The 18167-nt window shown below is 38.2% G+C and carries 20 protein-coding genes and 1 pseudogene; 12 read left to right on the top strand and 9 right to left on the bottom strand.

All coding sequences use genetic code 11. The features are described 5' to 3' along the window. Positions 1–36 precede the first annotated feature (36 nt). The 3 genes from AC1DG9_RS00275 to AC1DG9_RS00265 are packed head-to-tail and all read left to right on the top strand — an operon-like array spanning position 37 to position 2092. Positions 37–1113: an Mrp/NBP35 family ATP-binding protein gene (locus AC1DG9_RS00275; protein ID WP_172662371.1), complete on the top strand. Its 1077-nt coding sequence runs from the start codon at positions 37–39 to the stop codon at positions 1111–1113. Positions 1114–1150: 37 nt separating this feature from the next. Next, positions 1151–1396, top strand: coding sequence for a NifU family protein (locus AC1DG9_RS00270; protein WP_048908103.1), 246 nt, complete (start codon positions 1151–1153; stop codon positions 1394–1396). A 54-nt stretch (positions 1397–1450) separates the two neighbouring features. After that, complete coding sequence (locus AC1DG9_RS00265) at positions 1451–2092, top strand: peptidase associated/transthyretin-like domain-containing protein (protein WP_172662372.1); 642 nt, start codon at positions 1451–1453, stop codon at positions 2090–2092. Here AC1DG9_RS00265 and def read toward each other — a convergent pair. From def to AC1DG9_RS00240, 5 genes are read right to left on the bottom strand one after another with little or no spacing between them, the layout of a single operon-like run. Continuing rightward, entirely contained in the window at positions 2089–2655 is a 567-nt protein-coding gene (gene def, locus AC1DG9_RS00260; RefSeq protein WP_048908101.1) for a peptide deformylase, read from the bottom strand. The two genes, AC1DG9_RS00265 and def, sit on opposite strands and share 4 nt — an antisense overlap. Positions 2656–2673: 18 nt before the next feature. Continuing rightward, positions 2674–3903 (bottom strand): M16 family metallopeptidase, encoded by a 1230-nt coding sequence (locus AC1DG9_RS00255; RefSeq protein ID WP_337717085.1) that lies wholly within the window; start codon positions 3901–3903, stop codon positions 2674–2676. Positions 3904–3939: 36 nt separating this feature from the next. Next, positions 3940–4392, bottom strand: coding sequence for a hypothetical protein (locus AC1DG9_RS00250; RefSeq protein WP_172662374.1), 453 nt, complete (start codon positions 4390–4392; stop codon positions 3940–3942). Between the two features lie 37 nt (positions 4393–4429). Further along, entirely contained in the window at positions 4430–5608 is a 1179-nt protein-coding gene (locus AC1DG9_RS00245) for a hypothetical protein (RefSeq protein ID WP_172662375.1), read from the bottom strand. Beyond that, positions 5605–6585 carry a DUF2157 domain-containing protein gene (locus AC1DG9_RS00240; RefSeq protein WP_337717087.1) on the bottom strand — a complete coding sequence of 327 codons (981 nt, stop codon included), beginning with the start codon at positions 6583–6585 and terminating at the stop codon, positions 5605–5607. The genes AC1DG9_RS00245 and AC1DG9_RS00240 overlap by 4 nt, the downstream gene beginning before the upstream one ends. Before the next feature lie 140 nt (positions 6586–6725). On the opposite strand from AC1DG9_RS00240, the gene htpG reads away from it, so the two are divergent. The 9 genes from htpG to AC1DG9_RS00195 all read left to right on the top strand — a co-directional run bounded on the left by htpG (position 6726) and on the right by AC1DG9_RS00195 (position 14893). Continuing rightward, positions 6726–8615: a molecular chaperone HtpG gene (gene htpG / locus AC1DG9_RS00235; protein ID WP_337717089.1), complete on the top strand. Its 1890-nt coding sequence runs from the start codon at positions 6726–6728 to the stop codon at positions 8613–8615. A gap of 179 nt (positions 8616–8794) precedes the next feature. Beyond that, entirely contained in the window at positions 8795–9499 is a 705-nt protein-coding gene (locus tag AC1DG9_RS00230) for a DUF4397 domain-containing protein (protein WP_172662377.1), read from the top strand. Positions 9500–9648: 149 nt separating this feature from the next. Further along, positions 9649–10185, top strand: coding sequence for an RNA polymerase sigma factor (locus AC1DG9_RS00225; RefSeq protein WP_235207316.1), 537 nt, complete (start codon positions 9649–9651; stop codon positions 10183–10185). Beyond that, positions 10172–11422, top strand: coding sequence for a porin family protein (locus AC1DG9_RS00220; protein ID WP_172662378.1), 1251 nt, complete (start codon positions 10172–10174; stop codon positions 11420–11422). Before AC1DG9_RS00225 ends, AC1DG9_RS00220 begins: the two co-directional genes overlap by 14 nt. A gap of 42 nt (positions 11423–11464) precedes the next feature. Continuing rightward, positions 11465–12043 (top strand): TlpA family protein disulfide reductase, encoded by a 579-nt coding sequence (locus tag AC1DG9_RS00215; RefSeq protein WP_477634205.1) that lies wholly within the window; start codon positions 11465–11467, stop codon positions 12041–12043. A gap of 96 nt (positions 12044–12139) precedes the next feature. Beyond that, complete coding sequence (locus tag AC1DG9_RS00210; protein WP_337717091.1) at positions 12140–12502, top strand: hypothetical protein; 363 nt, start codon at positions 12140–12142, stop codon at positions 12500–12502. A gap of 39 nt (positions 12503–12541) precedes the next feature. Beyond that, positions 12542–13135 (top strand): penicillin-binding protein activator LpoB, encoded by a 594-nt coding sequence (locus AC1DG9_RS00205; RefSeq protein WP_172662381.1) that lies wholly within the window; start codon positions 12542–12544, stop codon positions 13133–13135. A 29-nt stretch (positions 13136–13164) separates the two neighbouring features. Continuing rightward, on the top strand, positions 13165–14598 hold the full coding sequence (locus tag AC1DG9_RS00200; protein WP_337717096.1) for a COG3014 family protein: 1434 nt from the start codon (positions 13165–13167) through the stop codon (positions 14596–14598). 31 nt (positions 14599–14629) lie between these two features. Then, positions 14630–14893, top strand: coding sequence for a hypothetical protein (locus AC1DG9_RS00195; protein ID WP_337717097.1), 264 nt, complete (start codon positions 14630–14632; stop codon positions 14891–14893). Positions 14894–14919: 26 nt separating this feature from the next. Here the strand turns inward: AC1DG9_RS00195 and AC1DG9_RS00190 are convergent. The 4 genes and pseudogenes from AC1DG9_RS00190 to AC1DG9_RS00175 form a co-directional block, all read right to left on the bottom strand. Beyond that, positions 14920–15087: pseudogene (locus AC1DG9_RS00190) on the bottom strand (magnesium chelatase subunit ChlI family protein); the annotation flags it as partial. Between the two features lie 39 nt (positions 15088–15126). Then, positions 15127–15321: a hypothetical protein gene (locus AC1DG9_RS00185; protein ID WP_337717099.1), complete on the bottom strand. Its 195-nt coding sequence runs from the start codon at positions 15319–15321 to the stop codon at positions 15127–15129. 79 nt (positions 15322–15400) lie between these two features. After that, positions 15401–16741 carry a signal recognition particle protein gene (gene ffh / locus AC1DG9_RS00180; protein WP_172662385.1) on the bottom strand — a complete coding sequence of 447 codons (1341 nt, stop codon included), beginning with the start codon at positions 16739–16741 and terminating at the stop codon, positions 15401–15403. Positions 16742–16836: 95 nt separating this feature from the next. After that, positions 16837–17835 (bottom strand): DUF3078 domain-containing protein, encoded by a 999-nt coding sequence (locus AC1DG9_RS00175; RefSeq protein ID WP_172662386.1) that lies wholly within the window; start codon positions 17833–17835, stop codon positions 16837–16839. Positions 17836–18167: the final 332 nt, after the last annotated feature.

The raw sequence follows: 18167 nt of genomic DNA, 5'->3' as shown, positions 1-18167 counted from the left end.
ATGAATGCTTGGGGAGTTTTAGTTAAATTTGTAACAATGATTATTAGCCAAGAACAAGTCCTTGCTGCCTTGAGAAATGTTGAAGACCCTGACCTTAAGAAAGATCTGGTGACTTTGAACATGATCAAAGACTTAAAAATAGAAGATAAGAACGTAAGTTTTACCTTAGAACTGACGACTCCTGCATGTCCTATGAAGGATATGCTTAAGAATGCCTGCCTTAACTCGATTAAACATTTTGTTAGCCAGGAGGCAGAGGTGACTATCAATATTACTTCGAGGGTAACCAAGCCAATGGATAGCACCCAGTTAAAAGACATTAGAAATATCATTCTGGTTTCATCTGGAAAAGGTGGTGTAGGGAAATCGACTGTTGCAAGTAACCTGGCCGTGTCTTTAGCTGCTGATGGAGCAAAGGTTGGCCTGATAGATGCGGATATTTACGGGCCATCTGTGCCTACAATGTTCGATCTGGTTGGTGCAAAGCCAAGTGCGAGGGAAACGCAAGACGGTAAAACGCTGATCTTGCCAATTGAAAAGTATGGTATAAAATTACTGTCGCTAGGTTTTTTTGCAGATCCTGATCAGCCAGTGCCATGGCGCGGACCGATGGCTTCGAATGCAGTAAAGCAGTTGTTTAATGATGCCGATTGGGGTGAGCTTGATTACCTGATCGTAGATCTTCCTCCGGGTACCGGAGATATCCACATCACCATTACGCAAAGCTTTCCAATTACCGGGGCTGTAATCGTTACCACTCCTCAGCAGGTGGCTTTAGCTGATACCAGAAAAGGGTTAGCTATGTTTAAAATGCCGGGCATCAATATTCCTGTTTTAGGAGTTGTCGAAAATATGGCTTATTTTACACCTGAAGAATTGCCAGAGAATAAGTATTATATTTTTGGTAAAGATGGAGGTAAAGAATTGGCAAAATCTTTTGATGTGCCGTTTTTAGGTGAAATTCCAATTGTACAAAGTATTGCAGAAGCAGGAGATAATGGAGCGCCTATAGCCTTAAATACAGAGAGTGTGCTTTCTGGAGCATTCGCAGAAATAGCAGGAAAAGTAGCGCAGCAGGTAGCTATAAATAATGCACAAACTGCTAATTGCTAAAAATTTACTATTTTTATACTTTAATAAAATATAACCAATGAATTTAACAGAACAAGTAGAGCAGGCACTAGAGACCATTCGTCCGTATTTAATAGCGGATGGTGGAGACGTTGCGATTGAAGAGATTACGCCGGAGAATGTAGTTAAATTAAAATTATTAGGTAACTGCGGATCCTGCAAAATGAGCTTTATGACAATGAAAGCGGGCATTGAACAAGCAATTATGAAGGCAGTACCACAAATTACTTCAGTAGTAGCTATAAATTTAGCTGAGCCAGTATAAACGATTTAACACTATTTAACTAGCCGTTTTACCAAATACAGCTAATTTTGTAACATGAAGTATTCGTTCACCTTAATATTGCTTCTTTTCGTTTCCTCGGTATTTGCACAGCAAATAACTACGGATAAGAAATTGATCCAATTTTCCGGAATTATTACCGATGTGGATAGTAATACTGTTGTGCCTTACGTTACGGTTACAAATTTATCAAACAAGGAGCAGCGTTATGCGGCCAATTATAAGGGCTTCTTTTCTTTTATCGCCCATCCCGGAGATACGATTTTGTATACTGCAGTAGGTTATAAAGATTTGCTTTTAGCTGTTCCCTCTGTAATTAATGATACTAAGTACACGGCTATGATTAAGCTGAAAGCTGAGATCATCAACCTTCCTACCGTTCGGGTTTATCCCTGGGCAACTGTGGAGGAATTTACGAGAGACTTTATGTCTATGAAGATAGCAGACGATGATTACGCTATCGCTGCTAAAAACCTTTCACAAGAAAGCCTGTCTGGTTTAATGCAAACCCTTCCAAGAGATGGTGGAGAAATTCAGAGCACGAATTTCAGGACAAATCATGAAAGGTCGCTAAACAAGAACATGGTTCAAACGAATCCTTTGCTTAATCCATTTGCATGGGGTAAACTAATGCAGTCTATCTTTAAGGGAGATAAGAGTAGAAGCGCCGATAATTAGCGCTTTTTACCTTTGTGTTGATTAGGGAAACGCATCTTATAATCGGCCTTTATATTGCCTTTAGAAATTGCATCTAACTTACTTTGAAGCATTCTTTTACGCAATAATCCTAATTTATCTGTAAATAAAGTGCCTTCTATATGGTCGTATTCGTGTTGAATAACACGAGCAGGCATACCTGTAAATTCTTCGGTATGAAGCTCCCAGTTCTCATCATAATATTCAATAAGAACATTTGGTTTACGGGTCACATCTTCTCTGATGTCAGGAATACTTAAGCATCCTTCATTAAAAGCCCATGGTTCTCCGGTTTCTTCCAGAATTTCAGCATTGATAAATACCTTTTTAAAACGGTTTTTATCTTTTTCATCGGCGCCAGTATCCACAATAAACAGGCGTATTGGTAACCCAATCTGAGGGGCTGCCAAGCCAACACCGCTTGCATTATACATGGTGTCGAACATATTGGTGATTAGCTGTGCCAAATCCGGGTATGTCTCATCAATTGGAGCGCATACTTTTTTCAAAACCGGATCTCCGTATGCTACAATGGGTAACTTCATTCTGCAAAAATACAAATATTACCCTAAAGGATAAAAAGTTAGCGCACTAAGATTACTTTCATCTAATATTTCATTGGTAATATTACCAATATCTGTTGTTGATACTGCCTGTATCTTGCTGAAAACGGTTTCGAGATCATCTATTTTATCGTAGTCGATAAGGCTTTTGGCCATAGAAATAATGAGTCCGATTCGGTTTTCTTCGCCCAGGGCAATCTGTCCGATGAATTTATTCTTAGCTTTTTGGAGTTGTACTTCGCTGAAGTGATTATCGCGAAGCTTTTTCAGTTCTTTAAAAATAAGCGCACTTGCCTTATTTACTTTTTCCTTATCAGTGCCAAAATAAAGGGTAAAAATACCTGTATCACTTAATGGACTATAGCCAGATTCAATGGTATAGGCAATTCCATACTTTTCTCTGATTTGAAGGTTCAGGATAGAGCTCATTCCATTGCCCCCAAGAAGGTTGTTTAATAATAACAGACCTGTTTTATAAGGGTGATGTAAAGAGTAAGCCTGAGAGCCTAGCATTGCATGGGCTTGCTGGATTGGCTTATTGAATGTTTTAGTAACAACAGGAGCCTTTAATGGGGTTTCTCTGGTTGATGTATGCAGGTTAGCCGGGATTTCCGAATAGTGTTTTGCGCCAACTTTTACAACCTTATTTAAAGAATAATTGCCCAATACCGCAATTACCATCTTATCTGTATGATAGTTTTCTTTTATAAACTGATGAATGTCTTTCTGAGTGATTTTGCTTACGCTTTCTGTTGTCCCCAGTATATTGCGTCCAAGTGCGTGTCCCGAAAATACCAAATCCTCAAAATCGTCATAAATAGCTTCTTCAGGCTGATCGAGGTAGGAGGCTATTTCATCCAGTATCACACTTTTCTCTTTATCCATTTCATCTTCAGGAAATGTAGAATGAAAAACGATATCGTTAAAAAGCTCCAGGGTTCTGTCCAGATAGGGGTTTAGAAATGAAGCATGGATGCATGTATACTCTTTTGTGGTATAGGCATTTAAGTCTGCGCCAACACTTTCAAGTCTATTTAATATTTGATTTGTACTGCGCTTTTCGGTACGCTTAAAAATCAGGTGCTCAATAAAATGGGCCAGTCCTGGATTTTCATCGTTCTCATCTCTGGAGCCACTATTAATAATAATACAGGCATGAGATATTGCTGATGCAGATGGTACATGAAGTATGCGGATGCCATTAGGCAAGGTGTGAACGTTGTATTCCATTAATTGTGCAAAGATACAGAGAAATATATCATGCGATTATAATTTTTCTGTGTCCGGATAGTTCAGGTTTAGGACCTCAATAATAGCCTGTTTGTTTGGCCTTGCTGATAACAGGAGCATAAAGAAAACCACTCCGGCAATCAGAAACACAATGTTGCCACTTACCAGAAACCCAACAATATTTAACAGTGCCGGAAGTTCGAATAGAGCTGTGCGCATTAAAAAAGCCACTTGATATTTATTGATCTTGTCATCTGCAGAAAGTCCATGAAGATTAGATAATTGCTTTTTGAACAGGAACTGCCCTAATGCAATTGAAACAAGACCAATCAAAGGGAATAGCGGGAAGAATATATCATTCTGATTCAAATCAGCATCCAGGTAAAGACGATCTTTAACGGTTAGATACGAGGTGGCTGCCATTAAAACGATGGCCAGGCAGAATGCAAGATGTATGGTTTGCATTGCTTTTAATTTGGAAGAGTTCATTCTTAAAGCATTAAGTTAGCTCAAGATAACGATTTCTTTAGAAATTACCACTGGCGCCACCACCTCCAAAGTCTCCACCACCAAATCTGGTATTTTCGCCCTGAGGCTGGGTGCCAGAGAAAGTTTCAGATACAATGAGTGATTCTACTTTTAGCTTGTCCATAAAATTCCCGTCTTCTAAATCTTCATAGGTAAAGCCGTGTTTAGGTGTTTTAAGGTATTTCATTACCATATAACAAATCCCCAACAGGATGATCCCGACAATGCTAAGCGCACCTTCAATTGGCATGAGATGGTAGTAGTTTCTGAAAGTAAATGCTGCTGCCGCTACTAGGATCAGGCCTGTTCGTAATATGATTACGTCTTTGTTTTTTATTCCAAGCCCTAAATAAATAAAAGGGATAAGGATAGTCCATGCCCAGAAGAAAAATCCAAAGGGAACAGGAGCCGGTTCTGCGCTATTGTATATGCCTTCGCTAGCAGGGCTAAGCGATTGTACCACGTAATAATTTCCTGCCAGATATAAAACAAGCAAACTTACAATTTGAACTACATATAAACAGCTGGTGTAATAGAGGCTAGCTTTTTTTCCGATACTCCGTTTGGATAAAAAATAAATTCCTGAACAGACGATCATCATTAAAAAGGGCATGGTTGCCATTCCCCATGAAAAAAGGTCTTTCCAAACGAAAAAGATAGTGGCAATAAGCGCTAAAAGGCCTATTGCTGTCATTAACATATCTGTAAAGCGGACAGCATAGAACAGTGCTAATAAACATAAAAAGAATGAAATTCGTGAATAAGGGAAATTATTGCTTACATCTGCTTGTAGTATAATAAATGCAGTTAAAACCAGTCCTCCTGAAATCCACATTAAGGCATCATCAACTCCTGATTTAAAATGATTGCTTTTTCTTACCATTAGCTCGAGAGCGATGTAAGTAAGAATCCCCACAAAAAAAGAAAAGCCCCATTTGTCAATAACATTCGTGTCGCTTACCATAAGCATCAGTAATCCAATGGAAAAGGAAACAATGATGCAGGTTAGAATAAACAGACCTATTCTGATAAAAATATTAGGAGAATAAAATCCTACAGGATGTTTATCCTCTATTTCCTTTTGCTCGTTAATACTTATTGCTTCTGCTTTACGGGCCTTTTGTGCTTCTTCTCTAATTAATAAATTAGCCAGCCAAATGTTGTTATAAATAATCATACGGCTTTAATTTTCTTGTTGAGGTTAATTAATAGAAATATAATACCAATTGCAGAGGCAATAAAATACATAAACGAAAGGGTGATTGATGCATCATCTTTCATCGCGAAAAGCCCCCTTACTACGAGGGTGCTAATGGCTATATAAGTATAGATAACAACCAGTAACAAGAAGTAGAAAGACTGATGTTTCATGGCATCTTTATAAATGTAGAAGGCCAGTGCAAACATGGCAACCATGAATAGAAATGAAAAGGCCGAATCATAATAAAAGAAGTAGCCTGCTAATAGCGATATAAAGGAAAGGTGTACACCGAAATGTTGGTAAGTAAACCTGAAGTGCTTTTTAAAGTTAAAATAGACGCTCAGGTAGGCAGCAAGAAGTAGTAATAATCCTAGAAACAGATAAGTATATATAACGGTCTGACTATTAAAATCAGCGTTTAACAGCAATTGCTTTGGGGTTACAGATACGCCCATCCAAATGGCTAGATTGGTAATTCCCATGGCTAAAATACCCAGATGATCAAACTCATAGGCAATATAAAACAATGCAACCATCGGGATGAAAGTTGCCATTCCGTAGTTGGTGCCAAATACGGTATACTGGAACTGCAAATAACCAACAAATGATAAAAAGCTAAGGCAGCCCAGAAGGAGGATATAATCAAAAAATGAGTTCGGAGATTTTATCAATTCTTTGCTAAAGGGCTTCTTATTTTTGAAGCAATAAAAAAAACATCCGCCACTGATGGCAGCAATGATCAATAAAATGACCTGATGGCCAATTGTATCTATGTTTTTATAGATGAGAATACCCATGCCGGAACTTAACAGCATAACACCTAGGTAAAGTAAAGTTTTTATCTCCCAATGCAAGGAAAACAATGTAGTTCGGGAGGCATTTTTGACCTTTTCGAATGATTCTTCGGAAATACTGCCTTCTTCAAAAAGCTTTTTAAAAAATTCAATGTTCATTGGTTGAGATGTTGATCATAGGATACTCAAGTATACAAAAAAGATGTCGTGTAAATGTTACTTACTGTCAATTTGACAACAAAAAGTAATTTGGAACATCCATTGATAGTGAGCCTATGTACTTAAAAATGAGTTAACATATGAGCATAGAAGAAAAAGGAACGATATCCATTCACACGGAGAACATTTTCCCAATCATCAAGAAATTCCTGTATTCCGATAACGAGATCTTTTTAAGAGAACTTGTTTCAAATGCCGTTGATGCGGTACAAAAAATTAAACGCTTAGCAGCCCTTGGTCAGTATAGCGGAGAGCTGGGTAACCCTTTAGTAGAGGTTGCTGTTGACAAAGAAAAGAAGACCATTACCATTACCGATAATGGTTTGGGGATGACTGCCGAAGAGATCAAAAAATACATCAATCAGGTCGCGTTTTCGGGAGCAAGTGAGTTTGTAGAGAAATTTAAAGACGCCAAAGATGCTAATGAGATCATTGGTAAGTTTGGTTTAGGCTTTTATTCGGCCTTTATGGTATCTGATTTGGTAGAGATCCAAACACTTTCTTATCAGGAAGGCGCAGAGCCGGCAAGATGGGTTTGCGATGGCAGTACCGAGTTTGAAATTACTGCAGGCAGCAAAACAACACGCGGCACTGAAATTATCCTCCACATAAATGCAGAGTCTGAGGAGTTTTTAGACAATCACAAAATAGAAGAGATTCTTGATAAGTATGGCAAATTTTTACCTGTACCCATTAAGTTTGGAACAAAAACAGTTCAGGAGCCAGATGGTGAAGATGAAGAAGGAAAACCAAAAACTATAGGAGTTGAGGTTGATAATATTATCAATACAACCAATCCGATCTGGACTAAGGCGCCTGCAGATTTGTCAGACGAAGACTATCTTGCATTTTACAAGCAATTATATCCATTCTCTGAAGATCCATTGTTCTGGATCCATTTGAATGTAGATTATCCTTTTAACTTAACCGGAGTATTGTATTTCCCTAAAGTGAAAAATGATTTTGATATGCAGCGCAATAAGATCAAGTTGTTTTCGCGCCAGGTATTTATTACCGATGAGGTAAAAGATATTGTGCCGGAGTTCTTGATGTTATTACATGGTGTTATTGACTCACCTGATATTCCTTTGAACGTTTCAAGAAGCTTTTTACAGGCAGATAGTAATGTTAAAAAAATCAACAGCTATATCACTAAAAAAGTTGCTGATAAACTTCAGGAGCTGTTTAACAAAGACCGTAAAGGATATGAAGAAAAGTGGGGAGATATTGGTCTGTTCGTAAAATACGGAATGGTAAGTGAAGAGAAATTTAATGACAAAGCAAAAGATTTTGCATTACTTACAAACACCAAGAACGAAAACTTTACGCTTGATGAGTATCGTGAAAAAGTTAAAGATTTCCAAACTGATAAAAACGGACAGGTAGTTTATATCTACTCAAACGACCCTTCAAAACAAGATAGCTTTATTCAATCGGCCAACAAAAAGGATTACGATGTGTTGTTGATGAATTCTGCTATTGATAATCACTTTGTTAGTCACCTGGAGCAAAAGCTTGAAAAAACTGCTTTAAAGCGTGTAGATTCGAGCGTAGCTGATAAATTAATTGAAAAAGGCGATGCTATTGAGTCTGTGCTTACTGAGGAACAAAGTAAAACGGTGTCGAGCATTTTTGAAAAAGCAATAACGAAACCAGGCATGCACGTAGAGGTGGTGGGCTTAAATCCGGATGAATTACCTGTTACGGTAACTATGGATGAGTTTATGCGTCGTATGAAGGACATGGCACAAATGGGTGGCGGAATGGGCTTCTATGGCAATATGCCCGACAGTTATAAGGTTGCTATTAACGGAAACCATAAATTGATTGGAAAGATCCTTAAAACAGATAACGAGGAAGAACAGAGCCTGCTTGCTAAACAAGCGGTGGATTTAGCTTTGCTTGCTCAGGGAATGTTAACAGGAGCAGAATTAACAGCTTTTGTAAGCAGAAGCGTTGAGCTGATCTAGGCTTTTAAATCTATAATGTATTTATATCCCGCCATGAATTTTTCATAGCGGGATATTTATTTTTAAGGCTGGTGTAGCGTTTTGACGGTCAGAGTCGTTTTAGTGAAAAAAAGTGTTAATKGCCATTAAMCATTTAGTTTATTAATCGTAAAAAACAACCCTTAAAAAGATAGTACATTATGGAAATTTCAAACAAATTTAAAGCGATATCGAAAACACTTATTGCTGCGGTTACCATCTCAGCAGTATTGGTGTCTTGTTCAAAGGATAAGATAGACTATACACCACAACCGATATCTGCTATGGATGTTATCCATGCTTCTCCAACTACTGAAAAATTAGATTTTTATATTGGAGATACCAAGGTAAACAACGATGATTTTGCTTACACCAACAGAATTGACTATAAGCAAATTTATTCAGGAGAGAGAGACGTAAAAATCACCAAAAAAGGATCTTCTACCAGCGTTTTAACAGAAAAATTAAAATTAGCCGATCAAAAGGCATATTCACTTTTCATTATCGATTCATTTGATAAAGTAAAGTTCTTGTTGGTTAAAGATTCTGTTACCATGCCAGGTGCCGGTAAAGCGAAACTTCGTTTCATAAACCTTAGCCCTGACGCTCCTGCATTAAGTTTATCGATAGTTGGAAAAGATGTGCCAGTAGCTACTAATAAACAATTTAAAGAATATAGTAACTTTGAAAGTGTTGATGCTGGTGATAAAGTATCATTCAAAGTTAAAGACGCTGCCGGTGCTGATGTTGCAACGTTGGCTGATCAAAAAATTGAGAACGGAAAAGTTTATACCATTTGGGTAAAAGGACTTAAGGCAGCTACAACAGAAGAAATGAAGGTTGGAGCAGCTATTTTTACTCACTAACAATAAGATTTAATAAGCCGGCCTGCAATTTAAGTCGGCTTAAATTAAATTTATTTGGTTTGCTGTACGCTATATGATATGATTATAAGAAGAATTCTTAATTGTGCTGAAGAAGAATGCTCGGGCTTGAGGATATTATAGCGGGGTGTTTGAAGAATGACAACAAGAGTAAAGAGATGATCTATAAATCATTCTATGGCTATTTAATGGGCGTTGTTTTGCGTTATGTTAACGATAGAAATGACTCGGAAGAGCTTGTAAATGACAGTTTTATAAAGATTTTTAAAGGAATAACGCAATTTAGTTTTCCAAAAGATAACACCGAATTACAAAAGGCCTTTAAGGGCTGGATAGCAAGAATTTCATCAAGAACAGCAATAGATTTTTTAAGAACAAAAAGGACATACTTGTATGTTGATGATATTAGTGAGGATCAGCAACCGCTTACACAAGTCAATGCTGTGTCGCAATTAAATGTGCAAGACATTTTAAAGCTGCTTAATCAATTGCCGGAAACACACCGGCTTATTTTTAATATGTATGAAATTGAAGGTTTTTCGCACGATGAGATATCGAAAATGTTGAACATTCCAGAGAGCTCAAGCAGGGTATACCTTACACGAGCCAAGAATAAGTTGAGGGACCTGTATTCTAAAACATTAATTAATTCATATGCAACCAATTGAACATATGAAAGGATCTGAAGATGAGTTAATAGCTCATATAAAGGAAAGTCTGACAGGGCATGAGGAGGAGTATGTTCCGGGCTCATGGGAAAACTTCAATCAAATTGAAGGGAAAAGGAATGCAAAAGTATTRTGGTTGTGGCGCTTAAGCAGCGCGGCGGCAGTAATACTTATTGCCGGTGCAGCAATTATACTTTTCACCAACAAAACAACAGATGTATTGCCTGTACAAAACGTACAACATAAGCAAAAGGAAACACCTGCCCCTTCTGTAAAAATTGAAGAGAACATTGTACAAGAAGCAGATTTGCCGATAGTGGAGAAGGAACATGAGCAATTAGCTGCGGTAAGAGAAAGCAATAATATATCTGTTTATACCGCTGCTCAAGAGCCTTTAAATACCCTTTCGGCCTCCTCTACAGAAGCAATTGCTGAAAAATCCAATCCCGTTGTTGTACCTTCGGTTCGCGTTCCAGATACTAAGCAAGAGATTGTTAAAACAGAAACGAAACCAATAGCAACGGAAAATAAAACCACTCTTTTCCAGGAGTTTCTAAACAATGAAACCAAAAAGAATCAGGGAGAAGTGCTGGCAAAATCATCGGCTCCCCGAAAAGAAGACAAATGGGAAATGGGACTTGTTGTTTCGCCATCATTTGGAAATACAAAAAAACTMAACATGGGTTATGGGGTAAGTATGGGATATGCTTTATCAGACAAAATCTCCTTAAACTCCGGCGTATCATATAGCGAAATGGCCGCATCAAGAAGCCTGCCTGCTCCTGTAAGTACCGCTATTGCTGGCGAAAGTAAAAATTTAGAATCAATAGAGGCTAAGGTAACCGGTATAGATATTCCGCTTGAACTGAAGTACCGTTTAAGTAAAAACCTGTATGCCAATGTTGGAGTATCTGCATTTGCCGTAATTAATCAGAAACAGAGCAACAGTTACATTCAGGAAAAATTGGTAGAGCGTGCTGTAAGTTCTGGTGGTGATGGATTGGCGGAGCTTAAGACATTTGCCGTAAATGAAAGGGTAGTAGAACCAGCACAGGATTCTGAAATTAAAGATGGAAGGTATATCGGATTCTATAATTTTTCATTTGGCTATAAACAAAAGATATCTAAAAATAAAGCCGTATCAATAGAACCTTTTATGAAAGTTCCAATGAAAGAGGTTTCTAAAGAGAATTTGCGATTAATAGGCACAGGCGTAAGACTTAAGCTGGATTTTTAGCGTTTATTTTTAAACGCGTAACTTTGCCTGGCTATGAAAGAGATGATGACGAAGAAAAATATTGTTAATGCGGTCTTTATAGCATTGTTTCTGGTGATTTTATTTGTTCCTTCGGCCAAGGCATTTCTAATGCAGGGCTTAATGGAAATCGGGTTGTTCAAACCTAAAACAGCACCAATAGCAAAGGGAACACCTCCGGCAGATTTGTCGGGAATTAAGTTCGAAGACAAGACCGGGAAGGTTACAGACCTCGGCTCATTAAAGGGCAAAGTAATTTTTATTAATTTCTGGGCTACCTGGTGCCCTCCGTGCCTGGCAGAAATGCCATCTATCAACAAGCTTTATGAACAATACAAGAATGATAAGGATGTTGTATTTATAATGGTAGATGCTGACAGCGACTTAGCTAAAGCTCAACAGTATATGGACAAGAGAAGTTATCAAATGCCGGTTTATTCTGTAGCAAGCAATATTCCGGAAAATCTTTTTAAAGGAGCATTGCCTACAACAATTGTTTTTGATAAGCAAGGTAGGCTATCTTATAATGAGTCTGGGGCAGCCAACTATTCAAGTTCAAAATTCATTGAATTCATTGAACAATTAAAGGGCCTTAAGATTTAACATTTTTTAACTCGATTATTGACATTTGGATTGTAAAACTATAAACAAATCAATAAAAATATTAAGTAATTTTGCTTTTAGTTAAACCTTTATATTATGAAAAGGACTTTGATGATTATTGCAGGCTTAATAGCCGGAGTTACATATAGCTATGGACAACAAGCCAGCCTGGTTCAGGATCAAAACCCCAGATACGAAGTGGCAAGAGCTAAATACATGAACGTGTCCGACTCTTTAACCAGAGATCAGGGAACTACTGTTCAAAATACCTATAAAGCATACGATTGGTACGAAGCAAGAGAAGAACGTCGTAAACTTCGTCGTGAGCGCAATTATGAGAGCAGCTTGTACAGCTATCCCTATTATGGGAACTCTTATTACTACCCATCGTTAAATTTCGGATGGGGCCGCCGTTATAACAGCCATTGGGGCTATTACGGAACGGGCTGGGGATGGTAACTAAAAATACAACATTTACATACAATCATATTTAATAAAATGCAGTTAAAAAAAATATTAACCCTTGCTGCCATTGCAGTTTCTGGTATAATGATCTCTTCATGCTCCAGACAAGTAACAAGAATTAACACTACAGATACTGTTGATGTTAGCGGAAACTGGAACAATACAGATTCGAGAATGGTTGCTCAGGAAATGACCCAAAGTGTTTTGGGAGCCAAATGGCTGTCTACACATCTTGAAGCTAAAGCAGGTAAAAAACCTGTAGTGGTTGTTGGTCTTGTTCAAAACAAAAGTCATGAACATATAGACGCAGAAACATTTGTGAAAGATGTTGAACAGGCATTTGTTCAAAGTGAGCGTGTTCGTTTAGTGCAAGGGGGTAAGAAAAGAGAAGAGCTGCGTGCAGAGAAAGCCGACCAACAAGATAATGCTTCTGTTTCTACCATGAAGAAATTCGGATTGGAAAATGGCGCCGACTATATTTTGCAAGGGTCAATCAATTCTATTGTGGATTCACATAAACGCAAAAAAGTAGTTTATTATCAGGTAAACCTGGAGCTTACAGACATACAGACCAATGAGGTTGTATGGATAGGCGACAAGAAAATTGCTAAATACGTTAAGAACTAGCAGGATGCTGATCCGGCTAAAATAACAGTATGACAAATAATAGTAAGAATAAGCTTAAGGCATCAGTTCTTTTAGGATTGATGCTTTTTCTTTTTAGCTGTGCCTCTTATAATGAGAAAATCGCAGGTTATTATAAACAAATCGCGACTGGAAATTACAATGAGGCAGTTAAGGAGCTTGATAAGAACCGCTTACTTCAGAAACCGCGGAATAAGCTGCTGTTTTTAATGGAGAAAGGGAAATCGAGCCACTTGATTGGTGATTATGAAAATAGCAACCGTTACTTTAATGAGGCCGACCAGCTATTGGAAAATGGAATTGGCGGTGCTATGGATGCGGTGGTGGGTACTCTTGTAAATCCCATGACACAGGCTTATAAAGGAGAAGACTTTGAAAAGTTTATGATCCATTATTATAAAGCGCTTAATTACCTGTATCTGCATAAAACCGAAGACGCCATAGTTGAGGCCCGAAGAATTACTTTGCAATCGCAGGAACAAGGCGACAAGTTTAATGATAAAGAGAGCAGGTATTCTAAGGACGCATTTTCATTAATGCTTCAAGGCCTTATTTATGAAAGCGATGGAGACGTTAACAATGCTTTTATAGCCTACCGAAATGCTGCGGAGGTTTATTTGAAAAGCCCCGACAAAACGTATTACGGCACGACCCTGCCTAAAGAGCTTCAGTTGGATGTACTTAGAATGGCGGATGCAAATGGTTTTAAGGCTGAATTAACCCGGTTTGAGGAACTGTTTAACTTAAAATATCAACCAGAGCCATCATCAGAAGGAGGAACGCTTATTCTCTTTTGGGAAAATGGATTGGCACCTGTTAAGCAACAGGAAGAGTTTATTTTTTCCCTTATCAGAGGATCTAATGGAGATTTGGTATTTACCAATTTAGCAGGCACCTTGTTTATTCCCTATAATACGGCCTATGGAAGTGGTGACATTAATTTAAACTCAGTTAATAGCCTTAGGGCTACATATCCTAAATACGTTGCTCAGCAGCCTTATTTTACAAGCGCGACTATTACTGACGGGCTGTCGACCATAAACTTTGAAAAGGCAGAAGATATTAATCAGCTTGCGGTTAAAACACTTGATCAACGTTTTGCAAAGGAGATGGGGAAAGTGCTTACCCGTTTGGCGGTAAAGAAAAGTGCAGAATATGTACTTAAAGCCAGTGCTAAGGGAAATGGAAAGGACGGCAAAGACAATTCTTTACTTGAGGGGTTGGGTTTTGGAATGCAGTTGTATAGTTTGCTTTCGGAGAAAGCAGATACCCGAAACTGGCAAACCTTGCCTAGTGAGATCAGATATGCAAGAATTCCTTTAAAAAAAGGAGATAATACCATTACGCTTGATTTAAAAGGGGCTAATGGCAATAATGAAACAAAAACAATTAACATAACCGGAACCGGAAAAATGCAGTTTTATAATTACTCAACGCTGCGTTAACAGTGCATCCGGAAATAAAAAGAATAAAACTATGCAACAGCCCTTCGACATTAGCATTGGAGATGTAGATTATGCCGTATTTCCAGAAGGAAATGATACTTATGTGATCTTTAAAGACGGCAAAGAATACGTGCACATACAAAAAGACACCGATTTACAATGGTTAAAGCTTGATCCGGAAACAGCTATTCCTGTTTTTGAAATAGATGAAGAAATCAACAACATCGGCAGAGAGATTATGGCTTACGTTCCTGAAGAGGAAGACGAAGAAGATCTGGAAGATGAGCTTGATTAACCAGCCCAACGGTCGCGGTCAAGGCTTCAACAGTGTATTGCTTCTGCCAGGTGCTCTAATTCAACATCCTGGCATCCTGCCAGATCTGCAATAGTTCTGGATACTTTTAGGATACGATCATAAGCCCGGGCGGATAGTCCCAGCTTTTCCATTGCCTGCTTTATCAATACTTGTCCGGCATTATTTATCTTGCAATTGCTGCTTCCATTGAATTATCCGGGGGCAGCAAGCCTTTAAATCCAATCTTTTACCTCGGCTTTTAAACCAGCCGATTGAATAGCGCTTTCAGCCCATCTTAAACTTTCTTTAATGGCATTGTCGGGCAAATCAACAATATGATGCCTGTTTCCCCCTCCAATACTTACTTCTATGGTAGTGGTTAAAGCATTAACCCCGAAAATAGCGCTTCCAAACGTCTTGGTGAGCATAATTTTGCATACAATATTGTACTGCTAAACGATACTGATTTAGACATTAAGTGGCTGAAATTTGTGAAATTTATTGAAATTACATTTTGCCCTGAGGCATCTTTGGCATATTCCTCATCATTTTTGCAGCTGCGGCCGGGTTAGAGAATTGCTTCATCACCTTACGCATATCTTCAAATTGTTTGATCAGTTTGGTTACCTCTTCGATTTTTGTTCCCGAACCTTTGGCAATACGTAAGCGTCTGCTTTGCTGAATGCTATCAGGGTTTTCGCGTTCGAATTTGGTCATCGACTGAATTACTGCCTCAACGCTTTTGAATGCATCATCTTCAATATCCACGTTCTTCATCATTTTGCCAACACCAGGTATCATGCCCATAAGGTCTTTCATGTTACCCATTTTTTTGATCTGCTGGATCTGATTGTAGAAGTCGTTAAAATCAAACTTGTTTTTACGGATTTTCTTTTGAAGTTCGGCAGCTTCTTTTTCGTCGAACTGCTGTTGTGCACGTTCAACAAGGGAAACTACGTCGCCCATGCCCAGGATCCTTGAAGCCATCCTTTCAGGATAGAATACATCAAGAGCTTCCATTTTCTCGCCTGTACCAATAAATTTGATCGGCTTGTTTACTACAGATTTAATTGATAGTGCAGCACCACCGCGGGTATCACCGTCTAATTTTGTTAATACAACTCCGGTAAAGTCTAATCTATCGTTAAATGCTTTTGCCGTGTTAACCGCATCCTGCCCGGTCATGGCATCAACAACAAACAGGATTTCGTGCGGTTTAGTACTGGCTTTTACGGCGGCGATCTCATCCATCATCTGCTCATCTATTGCTAAACGACCGGCCGTATCTATAATGATTACATTATTATTTTGTTTTTTACCTTCAGCAATACCTTCTAAGGCTATGCCAACGGGATCTTTAGAAGCAATGTTCGAATAAACAGGCACTCCAATCTGCTCACCTAAAATCTGCAACTGATCTACTGCAGCAGGGCGATATACGTCGCCAGCTACCAATAGTGGTTTCTTGCCTTTACTTTTAAGGAAGTTGGCTAATTTACCGGTAAATGTAGTTTTACCAGCACCGTTTAACCCGGCAATAAGTATAATAGTAGGATTGTTCTTTAAATCTAATTCCGTTACCTCGCCACCCATTAAAGCGGTAAGTTCATCGTTCATTACCTTAGTAAGTAACTGGCCTGGCGAAACGGCTGTAAGAACATTTAAGCCTAATGCTTTCTCTTTTACCTCATCGGTAAAGCTTTTAGCTGTTTTATAATTTACGTCGGCGTCTAATAAGGCTTTACGGATTTCTTTCATGGTCTCGGCCACGTTGATCTCTGTAATACTTCCTTGTCCTTTTAAAACCTTAAACGCACGGTCTAACTTATCCTGTAAATTTTCAAACATTTTCTTTAATGCTTAGTGTTCAATTTTTTGTGAATTGCAAAGTTATTAATTTTGCATGATACAGATAACAATATCGGTAATCTTTATGTAGAATATTAACGAGGGAAGGTAAATGCCACACCTAGCGCTAGCGCCTGACTCGCCTGAATCTCCGGATCGGAGTCTTTATCAAATAATCCTACGCCCGTAAGTGTCACATTCATTAATCTGTTTATCTGAGATCTTAACTCTACATCTAAACGATGATCAACGTGTACCAAGGGCCTGTCGTACGGAATAAACATTTGGTATCTGGCTTTCAGATTTACATTCTTAAATATTTGCTTGTCAAAATTACTTACGATCTGAAAAGCGAGCTCGTTCTTGAAGTTTTTGCCGCGTTCCACACCATAATTACCTCCATTATACTGTTGATTGACAGTTGTGTCCAGTTTAAATGTCTGTTTTGCAGTACCTGTACCAATCCTTGTTGAAAAATACCCAACAGGCTTATATTCGAAACCGATTGATTCGGTTAAATATCCTGGGGACATGAATTTAGAAACAAGAGAGGCTTGCTCTTCGTTGTTACCGTCTCTATAATAGGCATAACCTCTATCAAACTGCGACTCAAACGTAACCGACCCAAAGAAATACCAGCTTTTAGATAATCTTAAATCTGCTTTATTATCCCAGAAAATCCTATCCCTTGTTTTCTTTTGCAGCTGGTCTTTGTTTTTGACTTTACCATACTCAAGCATTACCTCACTTATATAACCGTAGCCTTCTTTTCTATATTCAGCACGATAGTTAACAAGCCCGCCAACGGCAAGAGAGTTTACTCCCCCGGCTTTCCAGTTGTTTGAAAAACTACCTTGATTGACGTTAATCCCAACAGAGGTTCTTATCTTCCAATAGTTGATTTTTTCGGCAATCACTACCGGTGGAATTTTTACAGGTGTATAGTTCAGTATTCCTGTCCTTGATGGTAAAGGACTACGCTTTAGTTTTATCTCCAGGCCTTTGGTTTCAATAGGCACAGTATCAATCTCCTGAGCGATCAGGCTTGACGAGGTGATAAACAGTAACAAGAGGCAGATATTAAAACTCTTCATTACTACAAAGAAAAACAAAAATGTGACTTATTAAAAGTTTATTAATAAACTAATTGCAAAACTTACTCTTATCTATGGTTTTTTACTGACGAAACGAATCCACGCAAATGCTTTTCTATGAGATAAATACGATRGATCGGCATCAAAACAGTATGCTTCTTTTTCAAAAGGGATATTGAAATAAGCTAAATAATGATTTTTATATCTGATCAGATTGATCAGGTACATTAGTAAATACAAAAAATAAAAAGGAAGAATAAGCAACTCAAGCTGTTGTCTAAAATGTATCCGCTCATGATTAATTAATACCTTATCAACCTTTAGCGTCTTGT

This window comes from Pedobacter sp. 05L430 (genome assembly GCF_056397585.1).
The sequence above is the reverse complement of the archived record's forward strand: the minus strand, read 5'-3'. Positions and strand labels throughout refer to the sequence as shown.

Coding starts and splice junctions, on each gene's coding strand:
- ffh (WP_172662385.1), bottom strand. CDS start 16,741: ATGTTTGAAAATTTACAGGATAAGTTAGACCGTGCGTTTAAGGTTTTA.
- AC1DG9_RS00175 (WP_172662386.1), bottom strand. CDS start 17,835: ATGAAGAGTTTTAATATCTGCCTCTTGTTACTGTTTATCACCTCGTCA.
- AC1DG9_RS00195 (WP_337717097.1), top strand. CDS start 14,630: ATGCAACAGCCCTTCGACATTAGCATTGGAGATGTAGATTATGCCGTA.
- AC1DG9_RS00250 (WP_172662374.1), bottom strand. CDS start 4,392: ATGAACTCTTCCAAATTAAAAGCAATGCAAACCATACATCTTGCATTC.
- htpG (WP_337717089.1), top strand. CDS start 6,726: ATGAGCATAGAAGAAAAAGGAACGATATCCATTCACACGGAGAACATT.
- AC1DG9_RS00275 (WP_172662371.1), top strand. CDS start 37: ATGATTATTAGCCAAGAACAAGTCCTTGCTGCCTTGAGAAATGTTGAA.
- AC1DG9_RS00210 (WP_337717091.1), top strand. CDS start 12,140: ATGAAAAGGACTTTGATGATTATTGCAGGCTTAATAGCCGGAGTTACA.
- AC1DG9_RS00245 (WP_172662375.1), bottom strand. CDS start 5,608: ATGATTATTTATAACAACATTTGGCTGGCTAATTTATTAATTAGAGAA.
- AC1DG9_RS00230 (WP_172662377.1), top strand. CDS start 8,795: ATGGAAATTTCAAACAAATTTAAAGCGATATCGAAAACACTTATTGCT.
- AC1DG9_RS00185 (WP_337717099.1), bottom strand. CDS start 15,321: ATGCTCACCAAGACGTTTGGAAGCGCTATTTTCGGGGTTAATGCTTTA.
- AC1DG9_RS00255 (WP_337717085.1), bottom strand. CDS start 3,903: ATGGAATACAACGTTCACACCTTGCCTAATGGCATCCGCATACTTCAT.
- AC1DG9_RS00265 (WP_172662372.1), top strand. CDS start 1,451: ATGAAGTATTCGTTCACCTTAATATTGCTTCTTTTCGTTTCCTCGGTA.
- def (WP_048908101.1), bottom strand. CDS start 2,655: ATGAAGTTACCCATTGTAGCATACGGAGATCCGGTTTTGAAAAAAGTA.
- AC1DG9_RS00215 (WP_477634205.1), top strand. CDS start 11,465: ATGATGACGAAGAAAAATATTGTTAATGCGGTCTTTATAGCATTGTTT.
- AC1DG9_RS00205 (WP_172662381.1), top strand. CDS start 12,542: ATGCAGTTAAAAAAAATATTAACCCTTGCTGCCATTGCAGTTTCTGGT.
- AC1DG9_RS00240 (WP_337717087.1), bottom strand. CDS start 6,585: ATGAACATTGAATTTTTTAAAAAGCTTTTTGAAGAAGGCAGTATTTCC.
- AC1DG9_RS00200 (WP_337717096.1), top strand. CDS start 13,165: ATGACAAATAATAGTAAGAATAAGCTTAAGGCATCAGTTCTTTTAGGA.
- AC1DG9_RS00270 (WP_048908103.1), top strand. CDS start 1,151: ATGAATTTAACAGAACAAGTAGAGCAGGCACTAGAGACCATTCGTCCG.